This window comes from Achromobacter sp. CSND-B12 (genome assembly GCF_052906545.1).
This window is the reverse complement of sequence record NZ_JBREGJ010000001.1, coordinates 694,414-714,313: the sequence shown is the minus strand read 5'-3', so window position 1 is coordinate 714,313 and position 19,900 is coordinate 694,414. Positions and strand designations below refer to the sequence as shown.

The following is a 19,900-nucleotide window of genomic DNA, read 5'->3' as shown; positions in this document are numbered from 1 at the left end:
TTCTGTAAAACTGCTTTATTCATATTGGATTGATATGGAAACCCGGCACCTGCGCTATTTCCTCGCCGTGGTCGACCACGGCAGCGTGAGCCGCGCCTCGGAATGGCTGGGCATCGCCCAGCCCGCCCTGAGCCAGGCCCTGGGCCGCATGGAAAAGGACCTGGGCGTGCGCCTGTTCGAACGCTCGCGCCAGGGTTCCACGCCGACGCCGGCGGCCTTGGCCATCCTGGAGGACGTGCGCGCCAGCATCGCCCGCATCGATGCCGCCGCGCGGCGCGCCCGGGAGATCGGCCGCGGCAGCGCCGGTCAGCTGACGGTGGGGCTGGTGTCGTCGGCGCTGTTCAACACCTTGCCGCGGGCGCTGCGCGAGATGCGGCGGCAGGCGCCCGGCGTGCGCGTGATCCTGCGCGAGATGAGCAACGCCGAGCAGGCCGAGGCCCTGCAGACCGGCGAGATCGATATCGGCCTGATGCACACGCCGGTGGCGGTGGGCGGCCGCATGCGCGAACGCCAGCTGCTGCGCGACCGGCTGGTGGCGGCGGTGCCGGACGAGTTCGACGTCGCCGCCGACGGCCAGGTGTCGATGGCGCAGATCGCCCAGGCCGGCCTGGTGATGTATCCGCAGTCGCAGTTGCCGGCGTTCTACGCCGACATCCTCGATGCCATGCGCAAGGGCGGCCATGACGCCCAGGTGGCGCAGGAGGCCAACCGCACGCTGACCGTGCTGGCCTGCGTGGCGGGCGGCTGCGGCGTGGCGCTGCTGCCCAGCTGGATCCGTTCCATGGATTTCCGCGGCGTGCGCTTTTGCGAGGTGCGCGACGGCGAACGCCTGCCCAGCTTCGACCTGAGCGCCATCTGGCCGGCCCGTTCGGTGCCGACGCTGGCGGACCTGTTCGCCAACCTCGACCTGGGCGGCGACTGAGCTTTCAGACTGAGCTTTCAATCCGCCCGGAGAATGCCTTTCAATTCGTCCGAAGAACGCTTAAGCCACGCTTAAGACGGCATTTTCGCCGGAACTGCGACATCCCCGCCGCTCTAAACAGAAACGGCTTCGACGGGATGATTCATGGACCTGGACTGGCAGCAACAGTTGTGGGAAAGCGCGTGGTGGATGGCGCGCGCATTCGGCATCAGCGCCATCGCGCTGGCGCTGGTCGCGTGGGCGCTGTCGCGCTGGACCGATTGGGGACGCAAGTTCTGGCGCCTGGCCTGGCCCTACCTGACGCCGCGGCGCAGCTGGCGGCCGCTGCTGACGCTGGCCGCGCTGCTGTTCCTGGCGATGTTCTCGGTCCGCATGACCGTGCTGTTCTCGTTCTGGTACAACGGCTTCTACAGCGCATTGCAGGCGCTCGACCCGAGCGCGTTCTGGCGCTTGCTGGGCATTTTCTCGATCCTGGCCACGGTGCACGTGGTGCGCGCGCTGATCGACAGCTACGCCGGCCAGGCCTTCGACATCCATTGGCGCGTCTGGCTCAACGATCGGCTGACGGGCGATTGGCTGGACGCGCGCGCCTACTATCGCGGCCATTTCATCGAAGAACCGGTGGACAACCCCGACCAGCGCATCGAGCAGGACATCGCGGCGTTCGTGACCGGCTCGCGCACGCTGGCGATCGGCGCCCTCAGCGCCGTGGTGTCGCTGGTGGCGTTCACCGCGATCCTGTGGAACCTGTCCGGCGCGCTGGACGTGGCGGGGGTGGAGATCCCGCGCGCCATGGTGTTCATGGTGTACCTGTACGTCATCGTGGCCACGCTGTTCGCCTTTCGCATCGGCCGGCCGCTGATCCGCCTGAACTTCCTGTCCGAACGGCTGACCGCCAACTTCCGCTACGCGCTGCTGCGACTGCGCGAGAACGCCGAGAACGTGGCCTTCTACCAGGGCGAGGCGGTCGAGCGCGCCGCGCTCTGGACGCGCTTTTCGGCCTACATCGCCAACCTGTGGGCGCGTGTGTACCGGGGTTTGAAGTTCGACGGCTTCAACCTGGTCGTGAGCCAGGTGGCGGTGGTGTTTCCGTTCCTGCTGCAGGCGCAGCGCTTTTTCAGCGGCGCGATCAAGCTGGGCGACGTGATGCAGACCTCGCAGGCGTTCGGCCAGGTGCAGGATTCGCTGTCGTTCTTTCGCACCTCGTACGACGCGTTCGCGCAGTACCGCGCCACCCTCAACCGCCTGGCCGGCTTCCTCGATGCCAACGCGGCGGCGCGCGCGCTGCCGGCGATCGAGGCGCAGCCGCTGCCGGACGCGCTGCAGATCACCGGACTGGACGTGTCGCGTCCCGATGGCCGGGCGTTGCTGCGGAGCCTGGATCTTTCGCTGCGTCCGGGGCAGGCGCTGCTGATCAAGGGGCCGTCCGGCAGCGGCAAGACCACCTTGCTGCGCGCCCTGGCGGGCCTGTGGCCCCATGCGCGCGGAACGGTGCGGCGGCCGCAGGGCGCGGCGGCGCTGTTCCTGTCGCAGCGTCCCTATCTGCCGCTGGGCAAGCTGCGCGATGCCGTGGCCTATCCCGGGCATGCGCGGCCGGGGGACGATGCGCGCCTTGCGTTGGCACTGCGCGCGGTGAACCTGGGGCACCTGGCCGGCCGGCTGGATCACGAGGCCGACTGGTCGCGCATCCTCTCGATCGGCGAACAGCAGCGCGTGGCATTCGCCCGCGTGCTGTTCAACCGGCCGGCCATCGTGTTTCTGGACGAGGCCACCTCGGCCACCGACGAAGGGCTGGAACACATGCTGTACGGCTTGCTGCGCGAGCAACTGCCCGGCGCCATGCTGGTCAGCGTCGGCCATCGCAGCACGCTCGATGCGTTCCATACCCACCGGCTGGATCTGGATGGCAAAGGCGGCTGGAACACCGGCTCGCTGGCCGCGGGGCCCGTGCCGGCGTTGGCGTGTGCGGCGGCCTAGTGCGCTGTCCCGCAGATACGCCCGGCGCCTGTCAGGTGCCCACCCGCAGCGGACCGGTCAGCTTGCGCAGCGCCGCGATCACGCTCTGCGCGGTGATGCGGCCGGTCTTGGGATTGGCCGACGGGATGTTCTGGATTTCCATCGAGAACGAGGCGGAATCGGACACCACTTCGACGCGGTGCACGTTGCGTTCCAGCGACGGGTCGGCCCAGATCTCCAGCGTGGTGCGGTCCGGGCCGATGCCGGCCAGCGACACGCTCACGGCCACGTTCAGGTTGGCCGGGAAACCCACCGCCGCTTCGCGCGGCGAGCCGCGGAAGATCAGGCGCGGTTCGGTGATGCCGTCGATGTCGATGTTGTTGTCGGTCAGGTAGGGCGCGCCCAGCAGGCCGCGCACCGGCTTGCGCGTGATCATCGTGACCGAGTGGATCTCGCCCTCGGCCGCGGCGGTGATGGCGTCCAGCCCCAGGATGGCGCCGGACGGCACCAGGATCTGGCCCTGGTGGCGCCGCGCCAGTTCGATCAGGTCGTCGTGGCGCAGCAGCGCGCCGGAACTCAGCACCACCAGCTTCTTGCCGGCCTTGAGCACCGGCTCGGCCAGTTCGCGGAACACGGCGGCGGGAGCGCATTCGACCACCACGTCGCAATGCCCGGCCAGTTCGCCGATGGTGGTGAAAACCGGCGTGGCGTTCTGCCAGGCCACCGCGGGCGCGGCCTTGGGATCGCGCACCGCCACGGCGGCCAGGGTCAGGCCGGGCAGGCCGGCGTCCAGGGATTGCGCCACGGCCTGGCCGATGGCGCCGAAGCCGGCGATGCCGACGCGGTAGCTGTTCATGGAGTTTTCCGGAAGGTGGGGCGCGGCGCGCCGCGCAAGCTTGGAAGCCGGCCGGCGGCAGCTGATCCGGCCAGGGTCGGCGGTCACTGTAGCGATGGCCCGGGCAGGCGTCAATCGGATGCCGGTGGCGCGGGCCGCGCGGCGTACACTCGCCCTTCGTGTCCCACCATCACCAGGAGCAGGGCCATGCGGATTTCCGCTGAAACCCCCGACGAGATCGCGGCCATCTTCGCCTTGACCCAGGAGGCCTTTCGCGACCACCCGCACAGCCAGCATACCGAGGGCTACATCATCGACGCCCTGCGCGCGGCCGGCGCGTTGACGCTGTCGCTGGTGGCGCATGAAGCGGGCATGGCGGTGGGGCACGCGGCCTTTTCGCCGGTCGCCATCGGCGACGGCGCGGCCGGCTGGTACGGGTTGGGGCCGGTGGCGGTGCTGCCGGCCATGCAGGGCCGTGGCATCGGCGCGGCGTTGATCGAGGCGGGCCTGGTCGAGCTCCAGGCGCGCGGCGCGGCCGGTTGCGTGGTGCTGGGCGAGCCGGCGTACTACACGCGTTTCGGCTTTGCGCGGATGCCGGCGCTGACCTATCCCGGCGTGCCGCCGGAGTACTTCATGGCGCGGGTTTTCACGCGGCCGGCGGCCGGCGTGGTGACCTACCACGCGGGGTTCGCGGCCAGCGGGCCGGCCGCCGGCTGACGCAGCGGCGTTCGCCGTGCCGCCCGGCATGCGCCCGCGCACGTGCGCCGCCTGCGTGTGCCACCGGCTCCGCGCCAGTGGCACACGTCCCGTCGCTAGCTGCCTTTCTTGGCCTTGGCCATGTAGTCCACCGTCAGGTTCGACAGCGCCCGCACGCCGTTGATCAGCCCCGACTCGTCCACGTAGAAGCGCGGCGAATGGTTGGGTGCGGCGGTCTCGGGATTGACGTCCTTGGGCGTGACGCCCAGATAGAAGAACATGCCCGGCACCTTCTCCTGGTAGAACGAGAAGTCCTCCGACGCCGTCGACTTGGGCTGCAGGCCGTAGTTGCCTTCGCCCGCCACGCGCCGCAGCGTCGCGCCCATTTCCTCGGTCAGGCCGGGGTTGTTGACGGTAGCGTTGTACAGCTCCACCACGCGCACGTCGGCCTTGGCCCCGGCGCTTTGCGCGATCTGCGTGGCGGTGCGTTCGATGCGCTGGTGGATGTCCTTCTTCATGCCCTCGTCGTACGTGCGGATGGTGCCCGTCATGGCGACGCTGTCCGGCACGATGTTCATGCGGTTGCCGCCGTGGATCGCGCCCACGGTGATGACGGCCGGCTCCAGCATGCTGTTGATCTGGCGGCTGGGAATGGTCTGCAGGCCCAGGATGATCTGCGAACTGACCACGATCGGGTCGATGCCCGACCACGGCCGCGCGCCATGCGTCTGCTTGCCGGTCACGTCGATCCAGAATTGGTCGGCCGCGGCCATCGCCGGGCCGCTGCGCCACGACAGCTTGCCCACCGGATAGCTGCTGGACACATGCAGGCCGAAGATCGCGTCGACCTTGGGATTGTCCAGCACGCCTTCCTGCACCATCATCTTGGCGCCCCAGATCTTCTTGCCGTCCGGCTCGAAGTCGGCCGGGCTTTCCTCGGCCGGCTGGAAGATGAACTTGACGCTGCCGGGCAACTGGTCCTTCATGCCGGCGAGCACTTCGGCGGTGGCCATCAGGATGGCGGTGTGGGCGTCATGGCCGCAGGCGTGCATCACGTCCACTTCCTTGCCCAGGTAGGTGCCCTTGGCCTTGGAGGCGAACGGCACGTCCACCTGTTCCTTCACCGGCAGCGCGTCCATGTCGGCGCGCAGCGCCACCACCGGGCCGGGCTTGCCGCCCTTGAGCAAGGCCACCACGCCGGTGCCGGCCACGCCGGTCTTCACTTCCATGCCGAGCGCGCGCAGATGGTCGGCCACCAGCTTGGACGTGCGCGTTTCCTGGTTGCCCAGTTCGGGGTGCTGGTGGATGTCGCGGCGCCAGGCGATGAGCTTGTCTTCGATGGCCTTGGCGCGCTGGTCGATCTGCGTGGCCAGCTCGGGGATGGGCGCGGGCGCCAGCGGCCCCTGCGTGCCGGGCGCGCTTTGCGCGGCGGCCGGGCCGCTGAACGCCAGGTGCGCGGCCAGCGCCAGCGGGGCCAGCCGGAACAGGATCTTGCGGTGTTGCATGGCATGTCTCCTCTTGGTTGTTAACCTGTTATTGGGCGGAGATATTACCGGAGCGCACCCGCGATGGCGCGCTTGTTACGCCTGCTTAAAAACGCGGCTGTTTGATTCCGGGCGCTGGAATTCCGCGCCTTGGAATTGCGCGTCCCGCCCGGGTTTCGGCCGCTCGCCGCGAGGCCCGCGCAGCGTCGTCGTATCCACGCGGCGGCGGTTCGCGCGGCGGCGTCCGGCGTCGCCGCGACGATGCGCGCGCCTGTCGCCTACGCGGCCCGCAGCACCGGCCGCGCGCCGCGCGTGACCCACAACAGCAGCAGCGCCGCCAGCAGCGAGGCCACGCCGGCGCCGGCCATGGCGGCATGGAAACCGTCGGCCAATGCGTCGGCGAACAACGCCGCCACGCCATCGGGTTGCGCCGGCAGCACGTGCTGGGTGACCGCCACGCGCGCCACCGCCCGCGCATCCGCCTGGCCCAGCCGCGCCAGCGCCGCGGCCAGGTGGTCGACCGCGCGGCCGCTCATCAGCGCGCCCAGCAGCGCGATGCCGATGGTCATGCCAGTCTGGCGCAGCGCGTTCATGGTGGCCGAAGCCATGCCCGAGCGCTCGCGCGGCACCGTCGCCATCACCGCCATGCTGGTGGCCGGGACCGCCAATCCCATGCCCAGGCCCAGCAGCACCATCAACGATCCGGAAAGCGCGTAGGGCGTGTGCGCGTCGAAACTCATCATGCCCAGCATGGCCGCGCCGACCATGCCGTAGCCGGCGATCATCAGCCGCGGCAGGCCGAAGCGCGGGTTCAGGCGGCCGAACACCGTCGACACGATCCCGGTGGCCACGAATTGCGGCGCCAGCTGCCAGCCGGCTTCCAGCGGCGACAGGCCGCGCACGTGCTGCAGGTAGAGCGAGAAGAAGAACAGGCTGCTGTAGGCGCCGAATCCCATCACGAACGAGGCGAAGTTGGTGCTGGCGAAGCCGGCGTCGCGGAACAGGCCCAGCGGCAGGATGGGGCGCGCCACGGTGTGCTCGACCCACAGGAAGGCGACCAGCCCGATCGCGGCCACGGCCAGCGCGGCGATAGTGGCCGGCGCCTGCCAGCCGTGCTCGCCGGCGGTGATCAGGCCATAGGTCAGCGCGCCCAGCCAGACCACGCTCAGGGCCTGGCCGGCGGGATCGAAGGCGGCATGTTCGGGATGCGCGCTTTCCTGGATGCCCCAGGCGCCCAGCGCGATCGCCAGCGCCCCCACCGGCAGGTTGATCAGGAAGATGCTCTGCCAGCTGAAGTGCGCCACCAGCAGGCCGCCCAGCATCGGGCCGACGATCAGCGAGATGGCATTGCACGACGCCCACAGGCCGATGGCGCGGGCGCGCTCGGCGGGGTCGGGAAAGGCCTGGGTCAGCAGCGACATCGCGCCCGGTATCAGCAGTGCGCCGGCCACGCCCTGCACCGCGCGGCCCGCCAGCAGCAGCGGCAGGTTGTCGGCCAGCCCGCAGAACGCCGAGCCGATCGTGAACAGCACCACGCCCGCCAGCCACGAACGCTTGCGGCCATAGCGGTCGCCCAGCGGCCCGGCCGACAGCATGAACGCCGACAGGAACAGCGCGTAGGCGTCCACCACCCATTGCAGGCCGGCCATATCGATGCGCAGCGCCGCCTGCATGGTGGGCAGGGCGACGTTGACGATGCTGATGTCCAGGATGGTGATGAAACTGCCCAGGTTGACGGCGATCGCCAGGGCGCGGCGGCGGGAGGCAAGCATGCGGAAGGGCCGTGAAGGGGATGGAAAATCGTATTCTAGTAATCGACTGACCGTCGGTCAATAAATAAAAAGACGCATTCCCGATTGTTCCCGGGCCGCGCGCCAGGCGCGTCCTCTACACTGGAGATCGTTGAAAATGAAAGGATTCCCGCCCGCGATGGCCTCCGCTTCCGCCAAGTCCGCCGCCAGGACGCCCACGTCCGCCGAGCCCGCGCCGCGCACCAAACCCGCGCCGGTGCGCCTGGACGAATTGATGGCGGCCGCCGAAGACCTGTTCGTGCGCCAGGGCGTCGAAGCCACCACCATCGACCAGATCGTGGCGCGGGCCGGCGTGGCCAAGGGCACCTTCTATCACTACTTTTCGTCCAAGGCGGATGTGCTGGCGGCGCTGCGCGCCAAGTTCTCGCAGGGGTTCCTGGACCGCATCGACGCGGCCATGGCGGCCTGTGCGCCGGACGACGGCGTGGCGCGGCTGCGGGCCTGGACGCGCGCCGGCGTGCACGCCTATTTCGACGGCTATGCCTTGCACGACGTCGTGTTCCACGACGTCAACCACCCGCATCGCGGCGCCGCCGAGCGCGCGGCGGTGCTGGCGCAGGCCGAGGCCATGTTGCGCGCCGGCCAGCAATCCGGCTGCTGGCGGCTGACGCAGCCGGGGTTGACCGCGATCCTGCTGTACCACGGCATGCATGGCGCGGTCGATGACGCCATCGCGCGCGGCGCGGCCGACGCCGACGCGCTGGCCGCCAGTCTGATCCCCCCGTTCCTGCGGCTGGTAGGCGCGCCTACTGCAGCTTGATCCCCAGTTCCTTGATCAACGGCCCCATCTCGGCGCGATCGGCGGCGATGGTGTCGGCCAGCTCCCGCGCGCTGCCGCCGATCGGAATCATGCCCAGCGTTTCCATCTGCGCCTTCATCGCGGGTTCCTTGAGGATGTCCGCCACCGATTGCTGGATCCGCGCCACGCGCTCGGCCGGCACGCCGGCTGGCGCCATCAGGCCGATCCACGGCTGCGGCGCATAGTCGCCCATGCCCGATTCGCGCAGGGTCGGCGTGTCGGGCAGGCCGGCGAAGCGGGTCGGGCTGGTGATGGCCAGCGCGCGCAGGCGGCCGCTGTCGATCAGGCCCTTGGAGCTTGAAGGCGCGTCCAGCCCCACGTCGAGTTGTCCGCCGATCAGGTCGTTCTGCGTCTTGCCGGACGAGGACGACGGGATATACAAGGCCTTGATGCCGGCGCGCCGCGCGGTCTGTTCCCACACCAGGTGGAAGGCCGTGCCGATGGAGAACGAGCCCACCGCCAGGCTGCGCGTCTTGCTTTCGCGCACGAAATCCTGCCAGGTCCTGATCGGGCTGTCGCTGGGTACGATGAAGATGAACGGCGTGCGCGCCACCAGCGCCACCGGCTGCAGGTCTTTCTGCGGATCGAACGGCAGGCTGTCGACCGCGAACGGCACGATGGTCACCGACGACGCCACCACCATGCCCAGCGTGTAGCCGTCGGGCGCCGACTTCACCAGCGCGCCGGTGCTGATAATGCCCGACGCGCCCGGCTTGTTCTCCACCACTACCGGCTGGCCCCAGGCGGTCGACAGCTTGCTGGCGAGCACGCGCAGCATCACGTCCACCGGGCCGCCTGGCGGGTTGGAAACGATGATCTTGACCGGCTTGTCCGGATAGGCCGCGCCGGCGGCCGCGGGCAGCAGCAGGGCGAGCGCGAAGGCGAGTTGCTTGAGCATTGGTATTCCCCTTGTCGGTGTTGGATGCGCCGGGTCTTGCGCCCGGCGTCCGGCTTCAGGCCAGGACTTGCTGATGCGGCGCGGGCGCCCAGCCGGGCGCCTCGCCGCGGATGAATGCGATCCAGGCGCGTTGCGTCGCCCGGGCCAGCGTGGCGGCCTGCGTGGGCGGCAGGCCGCGCAGCATGGGCGCGGCGGCAAAGGCCGCGAGCGTGTCGAAGACGAACGGCAGCTCGATGCAATGGCAGGCCCGGAAGCGAGGCGTGGGCGCCACGTCGAAGCGCGCCAGCCAGGCCTGGCGGCCCTGCGCGGCGGCATCCGCGGCCCATTGCCGCGAGGGCGCGCCGAACACGGCTTCGCTGGCCAGCGCGCAGTCGGGGCCGTCGCCGTCCGGGAAGGCGGCCATTTCGTCGCGGGTGTAGCTGACCAGCACGTCCGCGCGGCCGGCCGCCGATTTCAAGGCGGGCGCGATGTCGGTGGGCAGCACCAGGCCGTCCAGCACCGGCCCGAACAGGCTGCGGCGGCTGCCTTCGGCCTCGAGGGCGGCAATCACCTGGGGCGCCCGCTGCGCGCTCAGCAGGCGCTCGACCGGCAGGGCGCGGGCCTGTTCAAGATCGCCGGCGCCGGCGGCATCCAGAAACACCTGCCCCAATGCCGCGGCCTGCGCGCTGCTGCGAAAGCCGCGGCCGAGCGCCGCGCTTTGCAGGATGGCGCGGCCAAAGCGCGGGCGCCGCGCCAGCATGGCGCAGATCGACGACGCGCCGGCCGACTGGCCCATCAGCGTGACGCGGGCGGGGTCGCCGCCCAGGTCCTGGATGTTGCCGAGCACCCAGTCGATGGCGCATTCCTGGTCCAGCAGTCCCACGTTGGCGGTCTGGCCGGGCACGTGCAGCCAGCCCAGCGCGGCCAGCCGGTAGTTCACCGCGACCACCACCAGGTCGCCGCGCGCCGCCAGGGCGGCGCCGTCATACCAGTCGAGCGCGCCGCCACCGCTTTGCCAGGCGCCGCCATGCAGCCACACCACCACCGGCCGGCGGCGCTCATCGGCGGCGGGCGTCCACACCGTCAGGTGCAGGCAGTCTTCGGCCTGCGGCGCCTCGAAGTCACCCATGGCGCCGCGCAGGCGCGACGGTAGTTGCGGCGCTACGTTGCCCGGGCGGGTGGCGTCGCGCGGACCTTGCCAGCGGGCCGGCTCGGGCGGCGCGAAGCGCAGCGGACCGACGGGCGGCTCGGCGTAGGGAATGGCGCTGAAGCGGCACACGCCGCCGTCGCGAAAACCGGTCAACATGCCGGCGCGCAGCCGGGCCTGGACGGTGTCAGTCATGTGGTCTTGCCCCTTGTCGTCATGGTCCCTGGCGGGCGGCGTGCAGGGCCGCCGTCCGCTCGGGACTATGGTAGGGACGAAAGGGGCCGGGCGGGCATGCCGGTTTCGAACCGGGTCATGCGCAACCCGCATGGCCGGGCCGCGGGCGCGGACCGGCCCATTCGGACCGGCCTACTGGACCGGCCTACTTCAGGATGCGCGCATCCATGCTGTTGTCGGCCAGCGCCTGGGCCTGCGCCTGGCTCATGCCCAGGTGCTCGTAGAGCGCGTGGAAATTCTCTGTGACGTAGCCGCCGAAATAGGCCGGATCGTCGGAGTTGACCGTGACCTTCACGCCGGCATCCAGCAGCGACAGGATGTTGTGCTGCGACATGTGTTCGAACACGCGCAGGCGGGTGTTCGACAGCGGACACACGGTCAGCGGGATCTGTTCGTCGATCAGGCGCGCCATCAGGCGCGGGTCCTCGGCGGCGCGCACGCCATGGTCGATGCGCAGCACCTTCAACAGGTCCAGCGCCTCCCAGATGTATTCGGGCGGGCCTTCCTCGCCGGCATGGGCCACTGCCGGCAGGCCCTCGGCGCGGGCGCGGTCGAAGACGCGTTGGAACAGGCGCGGCGGAAAGCCCTTTTCGCTGCTGTCCAGGCCCACGGCGATGAAAGCGTCGCGGTAGGGCAGCGCTTCTTCCAGCGTGCGCATGGCCTGTTCCTCGGGCAGGTGGCGCAGGAAGCTGAGGATCAGCCCGCTGCTGATGCCGAGCTTCTTGCTGCCGTCCTCCAGCGCCTGGCTGATGCCGTCCAGCACCACCTTGAACGGCACGCCGCGGTCGGTGTGGGTCTGCGGATCGAAGAAGGGCTCGGTGTGCACCACGTTCTGCTCGTGGCACTTGACCAGGTAGTCCCAGGTCAGGTCGTAGAAGTCCTGCTCGGTGCGCAGCACGTCGGCGCCGCGGTAGTACAGGTCGAGGAATTCCTGCAGGTTGCCGTAGTCATAGGCCGCGCGCAGGGCATCCATATCGGGCCACGGCAGCGCCACGCCGTTGCGGTGGGCCAGCCGGAACAGCAGCTCGGGTTCGAGCGTGCCTTCCAGATGCAGGTGCAGTTCCGCCTTGGGCAAGGTGTTGAGCCAGTCGTACATGGGCGCTCCTAAGTAGGGGTATTGATGGCCAGCGCCACGGTGTCGGCGAAGGCGCGGGCCTGGCGGGTGCTGGGACGGTCGCGGCGCCAGATGGCCGCCAGCGGCGATCTGCGCAGCGCCGGCCGGGCCGCCAGCACCAGCACTTCGCCGCGCGCCGCGCGCACCGCCGCGACGCTGCCCGGCAGCATCCACAGGTAAGGACCGACCGTGAGCATCTCGCGGCCGAATTCCAGCGACAGGGCGCCGATCATATCCGGAATCGGCAGGCCTTCGCGGTGCAGCACCATTTCCAGTTCGCCGCGGATGCGGCTGCCGGGCAGGGCGGTGATCCACGGATAGGCCACGCAGTCGGCCAGCGTGGCGTCGGCGCGGTCCGCCAGCGGATGATCGGGGGCGCAGACCAGCACCACCGGGTCGTCCAGCAGGTTGGCCGAGCGGTAGATGCGCGGATCCACCGTGGACGAGAAGCGGCTGATCAGCACGTCCAGCGCGCCCGCGTCCAGATCGTCGATCAGCCGCTCGTGGGTGCCGATCTCCAGCGTCAGCGTGATGCGCGGATAGGCCTGGCGAAAACGCGTGGCCGCCTGCGCCACCGGCCAGCCGGCGAACATCGAGAAACAGCCCACGGTCAGGCTGCCCTCGTCGCCGCGCGACAGCGCCGCCAGGTCGATCTCGGCCTTGCGGAACCCGGTCAGCAACTGGCGCGCGTGGCGGCACATGGCCTCGCCCAGCGGCGTGCAACTGGTGCCGCGGGCGGTGCGCTCGAACAGCCGCGCGCCCACCAGCTCCTCGATCTCGGCGATGGCGCGCGACAGGCCGGATTGCGTGCTGTGCAGCTGCGCCGCCGCCTTGGACAGATTGCCCAGCTCGGCCACCGTCAGCACGATTTCCAGGTGCCGGGTGCGGAGTTTTCCTTTGAAGGGCGTCATGGCGGGCAGGGCAGTGGCGATGCGCCGATTATTCTCCCGCGCCGGGTCCTTGGCAACGCGGCCCTGGCGTTTCGGTATAGTTCGTCGCCAGGGAGGCGGCTGTGCGATGCGCATGACGACAAGGCGGGAATCCGGGCGGCCCAGGGCCGCGCCAAGATGGCTGATGGCGGCGCTGGCGCTGGCGACGCTGGCCGGCTGCGGCGTGTCGACCGTGGACGAGGTGCGCGTGGCCTGGCCGCCGTTCAAGGACGGCACCGCGCTGGCGCTGCCGTCGGACCCCGCGCAATGTCCGGACCTGTCCGGCACCTACCGCGTCGCGGGCGAACCGCGCGCGGGCGAGGCGGCCGCCGGGGTTGGCGACCTGCGCCGTTTCCTGGCCTACACGCTGGACCTGCCGGGCCTGCCGGATACCGCGGAGCACGCCTGGCGCCCCACGCCGGCCGCCAGCGTCACCTTCAACGCGGCGCCGCAAGGCTGGCAAGTGGTGGCCGACGACGGCCAAGGGGGCCGGTTCACGGGCCTGCTGCCCCTGCGCGACGCCACGGCCGGCGTTGACCGCCCGGCCGACGGCCCGCTGGCGGCCCTGCCCGGCGTCCAGCATTTCGGCGGCTGCACCCAGGGCCGTTTCTGGATCAGTGCCCGGCGCGACTGGCGCCAGTACGAATCCATGGGCGTGTTCCGCACCGTGGCGCTGCTGCGGCCACAGGCGGGCGGGCTGCTGGTGAGCGTGCAGCGCGAGTCGCACAGCATCGGCCTGCTGCCGTGGTATTCGTCGGATGAGGTGCGGTCGCAGTATTGGTTCGGGCCGGAGCGCGCGAGCCGTTAGCGAAGCACGGGTAACGCCCCATTTCTCTTGGCAATGCGCCGGTTCGATTTCGGCGCCCGCTCGCGGTACGATCCGGGCTGACTTCGATTTTTCAGGATAACCATGCGACAGAATGCGCTTCGCACCCGAATCGATCCCCTGGCGCGCGCCGTCCTGGCCGCCGCGCTGAGCGTTGCCGCCCTGGGCACGGCCCAGGCCCAGTCGCCTGCTTCGGCCACCGGCACGCGCAGTCCCGGCGCGCAGCCCGCCACGTCCGGGCCGGTGCTGACGCCAAAGCGCAGCTTCGACGATCCGGCCACGCCGGCCGCCGCGCCCGTGGCGACGCCCGACGATACGCGAGCCGCCCCGCCGACGAATGTGCGCGTGCCCGATGCCGCGCCCGCCACCGCGGCGCCTGCCGCCGCTCCGGCCGCCACGCCCGCGGCGGCGCCGGCCCATGCCCCCGCCACGACCGTCGCCCCTGCCTCGACCGCCGCCCCCGCCGCGCCCACGGTCATCATCCCGACCGAACTCGACACCAAGGCGTGTATCGCCAAGCTGCGCAAGGGCGCCACCGCCAACGGCCTGACCGTGGCCGACTGGGACAAGTACACCGCCAAGGCCAAGCTGCTGCCCACCACCGTGGCATCCGCCCAGGGCCAGCCCGAGGGCCGCGAAAGCTGGTGGGACTACATCGCCAAGACGGTCGACGAAGAACGCGTCAGCGACGGCCGCGCGGTGCTCGCCAAGTACGGCAAGCAATTGGGCGACATCAGCCAGCAGTACCAGGTGGACCCGGCCACGCTGGTCGCCATTTTCGGCATCGAGACCAACTACGGCCGCCAGGTCGGCAAGACCGACGTGCTCAATGCCTGGCTGACCCGCGCCTGCACCGAGAACAAGACACTGTGGGAAAAGAACGCCTACGCTTCCGTGCGCCTGCTGCGCGACGGCGTGGTGCCGGCCGACAACTTCGTCGGCTCCTGGAGCGGCGCCTTCGGCATGACGCAGTTCATCCCCACCTCGTTCTACGAGCTGGCGGCGGACGGCGACGGCGACGGCAAGATCGACCTGTACAACTCGCTGCCCGACGCCCTGGCCTCGACCGCCAACCACCTGCGCAAGCGCCGCGCCAAATGGACCCACGGCCTGCCGGCGGTGGTGGAGGTGCGCGTGCCGGCCGACGTGGCCGCCGCCATCCCGCCCGCGCCCGACGCCGAATACGTCGGCTCGCAGGACCGCCGCAGCATCGCGCAGTGGGCCCAGGCGGGTCTCAAGCAGGGCGACGGCTCGGCGCTCAAGCTGGCCGCCGGCAACGACCAGCAGGCCTACCTGTTCGCCCCCACCGGCGCCAAGGGCCCGGTGTTCCTGGCCACCGTCAATTTCGACGCGATCCTGCACTACAACCAGTCGCGCCGCTATGGGCTGGCGGTGGCGTTGCTGCTGAACCGCCTGCAGGGCGGCTCGGCGCTGGCCACGGCCTGGCCGACGGACGACCCCGGCCTGTCGCGCGCGCAGATCAAGGAAGTGCAGGAGATGCTCAACGCCCGCGGCTATGACGTCGGCACCGCCGACGGCATCCCCGGCGCCAAGACCCGCGACGCGGTGCGCGCCGAGCAGGAAAAGCGCAACCTGCCGCAGGACGGCCGCGTCGGCAAGCGCATCTACGACGCGCTCAAGGCCAAATGAGCGCCGCCGATCCCGCGCAAGCTGTCGACGGCGGCGGGGCCGTGGTCTCGGGCACCCAGGGTTACGGCGAAAACGCCGCGGCCCTGGCCGAGCAGTACGAGAGCATCGCTTTCGCGGATGTGCATCGCGACGTGGCGCACCTGATCCCGGCGACGCCGTCGCGCATCGCCGACATCGGCGCCGGCTCGGGCCGCGATGCCGCCGCGCTGGCGCGCATGGGCCACCAGGTGGTGGCGGCCGAGCCCACGCCCGAACTGCGGCGCGAGGGCCAGCGCCGCCACGCGCTGCCCAACCTGGAATGGGTCGATGACGCCTTGCCCGAACTCGCGGGCCTGCAAGGGCGCGAGTTCGACGTGATCATGCTGACCGCCGTCTGGATGCACCTGGACGCGCACGAGCGCGCCCGTGGCATGGCGGCGCTGGCGGCCTTGCTGGCGCCCGGTGGCCAGATCCTGATGTCGCTGCGCCACGGCCCGGTGCCGCCCGGCCGCCGCATGTTCGACGTGTCGGCCGAGGAGACCATCGCGCTGGCGGCCGGGCATGGCCTGTCGGCGCATCACCTCGTCAGGCGCGAAGACATGCTGGACCGCGCCGACGTGCACTGGAGCTTCCTGGGCCTGCGGCGCGGCTAGCAGGGTGTGTCCACGGTGCGAAAGTGCGATGGCATGCAGGGGCGGGCATGGATATGATGCAAGGCACCGTGTGTGTCCATGCTTCGAGATCATGCCGCCCGTCCTGCTGCCCGAATCCTTCGTCACCCGGCGCCTGCGCGCCGAGCGCATGTCGTCGACCCATCTGCCCTTCATCACCGCGATGCACGCCGACGCTGCCCTGATGGCCACCATGGGCGGCACCCGCGACGCCACGGCCAGCCGGCGCTACGTCGAGCACAACATGCTGCATTGGGCCGAACATGGCTATGGCATGTATGTGCTGAGCGAGCGCGACAGCGGCGCACTGGCCGGCCGAGCCGGCCTCAAGCTGGCGCTGTCGGGCAAGATCGAGCGGGTCGAGATCGCCTACGCGTTCCTGCCCACCTGTTGGGGCCGGGGCTACGCCTCGGAAATCACCCGCGCCCTGCTGGCGCTGGGATTCGAACGCCTGCCGGTGGACGCGCTGAGCGCCGTGGCCATACAGGCCAACGCCGCATCGCTGCGCGTCATGGAAAAATGCGGGATGCGCTGGATCGAGACCACCGGCGAAGGCGAGGCGCGCAAGCTGCGCTACGAGATCCGGCGCCAGCAATGGCGGGCGCTGGCGGACGAAGCGGCGCCGATCGGCGCTAACATGCGGCCATGAGTCCCGCGAATACCCCCGATACCCCGAACACCACTCCGCCCGCCGACGACGATCCGCCGCCCGTGCCGCCCGAGGCCCCCGCGCCCGAGGAATGCTGCAACAGCGGCTGTATCCCCTGCGTCTACGATACCTACAACGAAGCCATGGACGAATACCGCGCCGCGCTCAAGGCGTGGCGGGCTCGGCATGGCGAGGCGGGGTAGGGGGCGGGCAACCGCCGTTTGGGCGCGGCTTTGCCGTACCGCGAGATTCAACGATTGCCCGGCGATGAATCCGGCGTTGGCCACTGCCGAGCCGCATGCAGCACACGCAGCATGCGCACCAGATCGTTCGTCACGTCGTAGATCAATAGATAGTTCGGGTGCGCCACCAGCTCCCGGGTGCCAGCGACACGGCCCGGACGACCCAGGCCGGGATGATCGGCCAGGCGTCCCGCCTGCTGTTCAAGCAGCTCATCAAGCATCAGCGCCGCAACGGGGCTGTCGGCCTCGATGAAATCGTAGATCGCTTCCCGGTCCTGGATCGCTTCGGGCGTCCAGCGCAATGCCCTCACTTGGATGTTGCAAGCCGGCGACGGGTCGCGGCGCGACGGGCCGCGAATTTGGTTTCGACCTCGGCGGCCGGCGCCAGGCGGCCGGCGTTGGCGGAATCCAGGCCCGCTTGCACCTGGCGGCGGAACCAGGCGTCATGCTGGGCTGCTTCCTGTTGTTGCTGCACGTACTCCCGCATGAAGTCACGCAGAAGCTGCGCGCCGGTGCGGTCTCGGGCCTTGGCGGCCATGGCGAACTCGTTTTTCAAGGCTTCATCCACTCGAAAGGTAAAGGTAGCGTCGCTCATGGTGCGGTTCTCATGTGTTACACGATAAGTGCAGCGTAGCACACCGTGCCCATGGCGCTTGTGTGGAGCATTCTCCACTCGTGCGGGAAAGGCAATCTGGTAAGCCGTCAGTCGAGTGATATATCCAGCACGCCCATCGGACCCGTGCGGCCTTATCCGCGTCGGAGTCCTCTCGCCGGCTAGTAAGGATGATCGCGGCCCAGGGCGGGCGCAGGGCTTCCTGGTGCCGCTCCGGGGGCGTGGACCCTGACGTCCGCCTCAGCCCGCCAGCTTCATATGGATGATCGGCCGCGGCCGCCCCGCGTCGTCGGTTTCCGAACGGCCCACGTCTTCAAAGCCATAGTGCTTGTAGAAGCCATGCGCCTGCGGGTTCTGCTCGTTGACGTCGACCCGCAGGCTGCCGTGCAGCGACAGCGCGAAATTCAGCAGGCGCCGCCCGGCGCCCTTGCCGCGCTTGTTGGCGTCGACGAACAGCATCTCGACCTTGTTGCCGTTCAGGCCCATGAAGCCGGCGACTTCGCCGGCATCGTCCTCACAGACCCAGACGCGCACCGACGGCAGGTGGGTGTTGAGCACCTGCGGGTACATGGCTTGGATTTCCTTTTCGGACAGGAACGTATGGGTGGCCCGTACCGAACGGAGCCAGATGTCCACCAGGGCGAGGTCGTCGCCGTGGTTGCGTTCTCGGATGTTCATGTCGGGCGCTTGCTAATGTCCGGAGCGGTGGATATCGGTCGCCGCCAGGACGGTTTCCATTTGCACAGTATGCGCGAAAACGAAGCGGTCTCCGTACACGGTTTCATCCGGAAACTCGGAGATCAGCGCCATCGGCAGCTCTTCCCGGTCGGTCTCCGTGACCTGCACGGGAATGCCGTTCAGCACATCGAATCCGGTTTCGAGCGCGTGCGCGTGGAATAGTTCAAGCTGGCGCGCATTGAATTCGACCAGGCCGGGCACGTTGCGGGCCAGCCGCGCCGTCACGCCCTCGATCAGGCGGCGGGCGCGCTCGCTCCAGCCCGGGTGGTGGCGCAGCACCAGGAAGAAGCCCTTGGGGATGGTCCACAGCTCGAAATTGCGCGGCAGGTAGCCCGACAGGGGGCGGGTCCACTCGTGGGCCGGGTAGCCGTGCAGGTTGATGTGCAACTGCGCGCCGCTGATGGCGTGGGCCTGGTGGCGGCCTTCGCGTTCGAAGAATGGCGCGTGCTCGCGGTAGGCGATGTCGTCGCCCAGCGCGCTATAGCGCGAGGCGTGCAGCATGTGGCGCGGATGCTGTTCGCGCAGGCGGTTAAAGAGCGCGTAGCCGTCCGGATTCTCGGCCGCGATCAGCGCGAAATGGGCGTCGCCGCGCGCCTTCAGCGCTTGCGCCGCGCGCAGCGCGCCGACCACGCCGGAGGTCTCGTTGGCGTGCTGCGCGCCCGAGATGAAGACCGCCGGGCCGGGCCCGCGCAGGTAGGTGCCCAGCACCGGGCGTCCCTGGCGCGAAACGGCCTGGAAGGCGTCGCCGCCCAGCGCGGTCATGCAGCCGGCGATCTGCGCGGCGGCCAGCGGCTGGCGCAGTTCGGCCAGCGGCGCGTCCAGCGCCACGGGCGCCACCGGCGCCGGCGGCGCGAAGGGTTCCAGCGTCACCTGCACGCGCGCCGCGCCGTCGTGGCGGCGGATGTCGGGAATGATCTGGCCGGGTTGCAGGCCGCGGTCGCCGGAGGGGCGGCCGGAATGGTGCTGGAAGTGTTCGAGCAGCGTGAAGTACAGGTCTTCGTGCAGCGCCTCGAAGGTGCTGACGATTTCCTCGTCGACCGGCAGCGCGAAGTCCATGCCGGGCAGGTCGACGCGGATCTCCAGCCGGTCGAAATACGGCTCGTGCGCGCCCCAGGGATGGTTGCGCACCGTGTCGACGATGCTGCGGAAGGCCTGCTGGTATTCGGTGGCCTGGGCCGCGTCGGTCTGGATGGCGCCGTCGGCGTCGCGCACGCGCAGCCACCCCGTGGGCGACAGTTCGGGCTTGCCGTCCTGCGCCTGGCCAAGCTGGTTGGGCGCGAACACGCGATCTTCACGGCGTCGGCCGTCGGCGTAGACGAGCGTGACGTCGTAGTGCAGGTCGGACGATCCCGGCTTCATCGTCACGCGCACGCCTTGCAGCAGCGCCACCAGCGGGTAGGCTTCGAGGGTGAAGCGCTTGGCCTGGGCGTGCTCGTGCCGCGGGTAGCGCAGCTCGACCGCCACCAGGCCGTCGCGCTCGACCTCTTCCAGGAAGTAGTGCAGCAGCGGCTTGTAGGCGCTGCGAAAGCGCGCCGTCACGCCGGCCTGCGCCAGCCGCGCCTCGGCCTCGCGGCGCGCCTCGACGCCCTCGAACAGCCAGCCTTCGACGGCCGCGCCGCGCCAGCCCGGGGCCTTGTAGGCATGGATCCAGGCGTCCAGCGTGCGGTCGAATGTCTTTTCCAGCAATGCCATCGTCAGTAGTCCTCAAGTGCCTGCCGGAGCAGGCCG

20 protein-coding genes are annotated in these 19,900 nt (G+C 69.9%); 9 read left to right on the top strand and 11 right to left on the bottom strand.

What is annotated here, in order from left to right:
* Positions 1 to 34: 34 nt before the first annotated feature.
* Both ACUTAG_RS03235 and ACUTAG_RS03230 read left to right on the top strand, forming a co-directional pair.
* The gene (locus ACUTAG_RS03235) at positions 35 to 922 is read left to right on the top strand and encodes a LysR family transcriptional regulator (protein WP_020928548.1); all 888 of its coding nucleotides are present in this window, start codon (positions 35 to 37) and stop codon (positions 920 to 922) included.
* Between the two features lie 144 nt (positions 923 to 1,066).
* Entirely contained in the window at positions 1,067 to 2,899 is a 1,833-nt protein-coding gene (locus tag ACUTAG_RS03230) for an ABC transporter ATP-binding protein/permease (RefSeq protein WP_024069608.1), read from the top strand.
* A gap of 31 nt (positions 2,900 to 2,930) precedes the next feature.
* Here ACUTAG_RS03230 and ACUTAG_RS03225 read toward each other — a convergent pair whose 3' ends face one another.
* The gene (locus ACUTAG_RS03225; RefSeq protein ID WP_024069607.1) at positions 2,931 to 3,734 is read right to left on the bottom strand and encodes an aspartate dehydrogenase; all 804 of its coding nucleotides are present in this window, start codon (positions 3,732 to 3,734) and stop codon (positions 2,931 to 2,933) included.
* A 186-nt stretch (positions 3,735 to 3,920) separates the two neighbouring features.
* Here ACUTAG_RS03225 and ACUTAG_RS03220 point away from each other — a divergent pair, with 186 nt between their 5' ends.
* Positions 3,921 to 4,430 carry a GNAT family N-acetyltransferase gene (locus tag ACUTAG_RS03220; RefSeq protein ID WP_020928545.1) on the top strand — a complete coding sequence of 170 codons (510 nt, stop codon included), beginning with the start codon at positions 3,921 to 3,923 and terminating at the stop codon, positions 4,428 to 4,430.
* 95 nt (positions 4,431 to 4,525) lie between these two features.
* Here ACUTAG_RS03220 and ACUTAG_RS03215 read toward each other — a convergent pair whose 3' ends face one another.
* Together ACUTAG_RS03215 and ACUTAG_RS03210 are read right to left on the bottom strand one after the other, a co-directional pair.
* Positions 4,526 to 5,914, bottom strand: coding sequence for an amidohydrolase (locus ACUTAG_RS03215; protein WP_026383005.1), 1,389 nt, complete (start codon positions 5,912 to 5,914; stop codon positions 4,526 to 4,528).
* 257 nt (positions 5,915 to 6,171) lie between these two features.
* Positions 6,172 to 7,665 carry an MFS transporter gene (locus ACUTAG_RS03210; RefSeq protein ID WP_054517009.1) on the bottom strand — a complete coding sequence of 498 codons (1,494 nt, stop codon included), beginning with the start codon at positions 7,663 to 7,665 and terminating at the stop codon, positions 6,172 to 6,174.
* A gap of 157 nt (positions 7,666 to 7,822) precedes the next feature.
* On the opposite strand from ACUTAG_RS03210, the gene ACUTAG_RS03205 reads away from it, so the two are divergent.
* Positions 7,823 to 8,464 (top strand): TetR/AcrR family transcriptional regulator, encoded by a 642-nt coding sequence (locus ACUTAG_RS03205; RefSeq protein WP_049055648.1) that lies wholly within the window; start codon positions 7,823 to 7,825, stop codon positions 8,462 to 8,464.
* Here ACUTAG_RS03205 and ACUTAG_RS03200 read toward each other — a convergent pair.
* From ACUTAG_RS03200 to ACUTAG_RS03185, 4 genes are all read right to left on the bottom strand, one after another.
* On the bottom strand, positions 8,451 to 9,401 hold the full coding sequence (locus ACUTAG_RS03200) for a Bug family tripartite tricarboxylate transporter substrate binding protein (RefSeq protein ID WP_006384921.1): 951 nt from the start codon (positions 9,399 to 9,401) through the stop codon (positions 8,451 to 8,453). The genes ACUTAG_RS03205 and ACUTAG_RS03200 overlap by 14 nt on opposite strands.
* 55 nt (positions 9,402 to 9,456) lie before the next feature.
* Positions 9,457 to 10,722, bottom strand: coding sequence for a carboxylesterase/lipase family protein (locus ACUTAG_RS03195; protein ID WP_054485268.1), 1,266 nt, complete (start codon positions 10,720 to 10,722; stop codon positions 9,457 to 9,459).
* A gap of 184 nt (positions 10,723 to 10,906) precedes the next feature.
* Positions 10,907 to 11,857 carry an adenosine deaminase gene (locus ACUTAG_RS03190; RefSeq protein WP_148318254.1) on the bottom strand — a complete coding sequence of 317 codons (951 nt, stop codon included), beginning with the start codon at positions 11,855 to 11,857 and terminating at the stop codon, positions 10,907 to 10,909.
* Positions 11,858 to 11,865: 8 nt separating this feature from the next.
* Positions 11,866 to 12,786, bottom strand: a complete 921-nt coding sequence (locus tag ACUTAG_RS03185) for a LysR family transcriptional regulator (RefSeq protein ID WP_020928537.1) — start codon at positions 12,784 to 12,786, stop codon at positions 11,866 to 11,868.
* 163 nt (positions 12,787 to 12,949) lie between these two features.
* On the opposite strand from ACUTAG_RS03185, the gene ACUTAG_RS03180 reads away from it, so the two are divergent.
* The 5 genes from ACUTAG_RS03180 (at position 12,950) to ACUTAG_RS03160 (ending at position 16,782) form a co-directional block, all read left to right on the top strand.
* Entirely contained in the window at positions 12,950 to 13,612 is a 663-nt protein-coding gene (locus ACUTAG_RS03180) for a hypothetical protein (RefSeq protein ID WP_446649984.1), read from the top strand.
* A gap of 102 nt (positions 13,613 to 13,714) precedes the next feature.
* Positions 13,715 to 15,280: a lytic murein transglycosylase gene (locus tag ACUTAG_RS03175; protein ID WP_446649983.1), complete on the top strand. Its 1,566-nt coding sequence runs from the start codon at positions 13,715 to 13,717 to the stop codon at positions 15,278 to 15,280.
* Positions 15,277 to 15,912: a class I SAM-dependent methyltransferase gene (locus tag ACUTAG_RS03170; RefSeq protein WP_047991253.1), complete on the top strand. Its 636-nt coding sequence runs from the start codon at positions 15,277 to 15,279 to the stop codon at positions 15,910 to 15,912. Before ACUTAG_RS03175 ends, ACUTAG_RS03170 begins: the two co-directional genes overlap by 4 nt.
* Positions 15,913 to 16,003: 91 nt before the next feature.
* Positions 16,004 to 16,579 carry a GNAT family N-acetyltransferase gene (locus ACUTAG_RS03165; protein WP_070781145.1) on the top strand — a complete coding sequence of 192 codons (576 nt, stop codon included), beginning with the start codon at positions 16,004 to 16,006 and terminating at the stop codon, positions 16,577 to 16,579.
* Positions 16,576 to 16,782: an oxidoreductase-like domain-containing protein gene (locus ACUTAG_RS03160; protein WP_053514712.1), complete on the top strand. Its 207-nt coding sequence runs from the start codon at positions 16,576 to 16,578 to the stop codon at positions 16,780 to 16,782. Before ACUTAG_RS03165 ends, ACUTAG_RS03160 begins: the two co-directional genes overlap by 4 nt.
* A gap of 47 nt (positions 16,783 to 16,829) precedes the next feature.
* Here the strand turns inward: ACUTAG_RS03160 and ACUTAG_RS03155 are convergent, their stop codons facing one another.
* The 4 genes from ACUTAG_RS03155 to ACUTAG_RS03140 form a co-directional block, all read right to left on the bottom strand.
* Positions 16,830 to 17,132: a type II toxin-antitoxin system RelE/ParE family toxin gene (locus ACUTAG_RS03155; protein WP_070781144.1), complete on the bottom strand. Its 303-nt coding sequence runs from the start codon at positions 17,130 to 17,132 to the stop codon at positions 16,830 to 16,832.
* Complete coding sequence (locus ACUTAG_RS03150) at positions 17,129 to 17,416, bottom strand: CopG family ribbon-helix-helix protein (RefSeq protein ID WP_054436906.1); 288 nt, start codon at positions 17,414 to 17,416, stop codon at positions 17,129 to 17,131. Before ACUTAG_RS03150 ends, ACUTAG_RS03155 begins: the two co-directional genes overlap by 4 nt.
* A gap of 258 nt (positions 17,417 to 17,674) precedes the next feature.
* A complete protein-coding gene (locus ACUTAG_RS03145) occupies positions 17,675 to 18,112 on the bottom strand; it encodes an acetyltransferase (RefSeq protein ID WP_006385010.1) in 438 nt (145 codons plus the stop codon).
* Positions 18,113 to 18,124: 12 nt separating this feature from the next.
* A complete protein-coding gene (locus ACUTAG_RS03140) occupies positions 18,125 to 19,864 on the bottom strand; it encodes a peptidase M14 (RefSeq protein WP_446649982.1) in 1,740 nt (579 codons plus the stop codon).
* Positions 19,865 to 19,900: the final 36 nt, after the last annotated feature.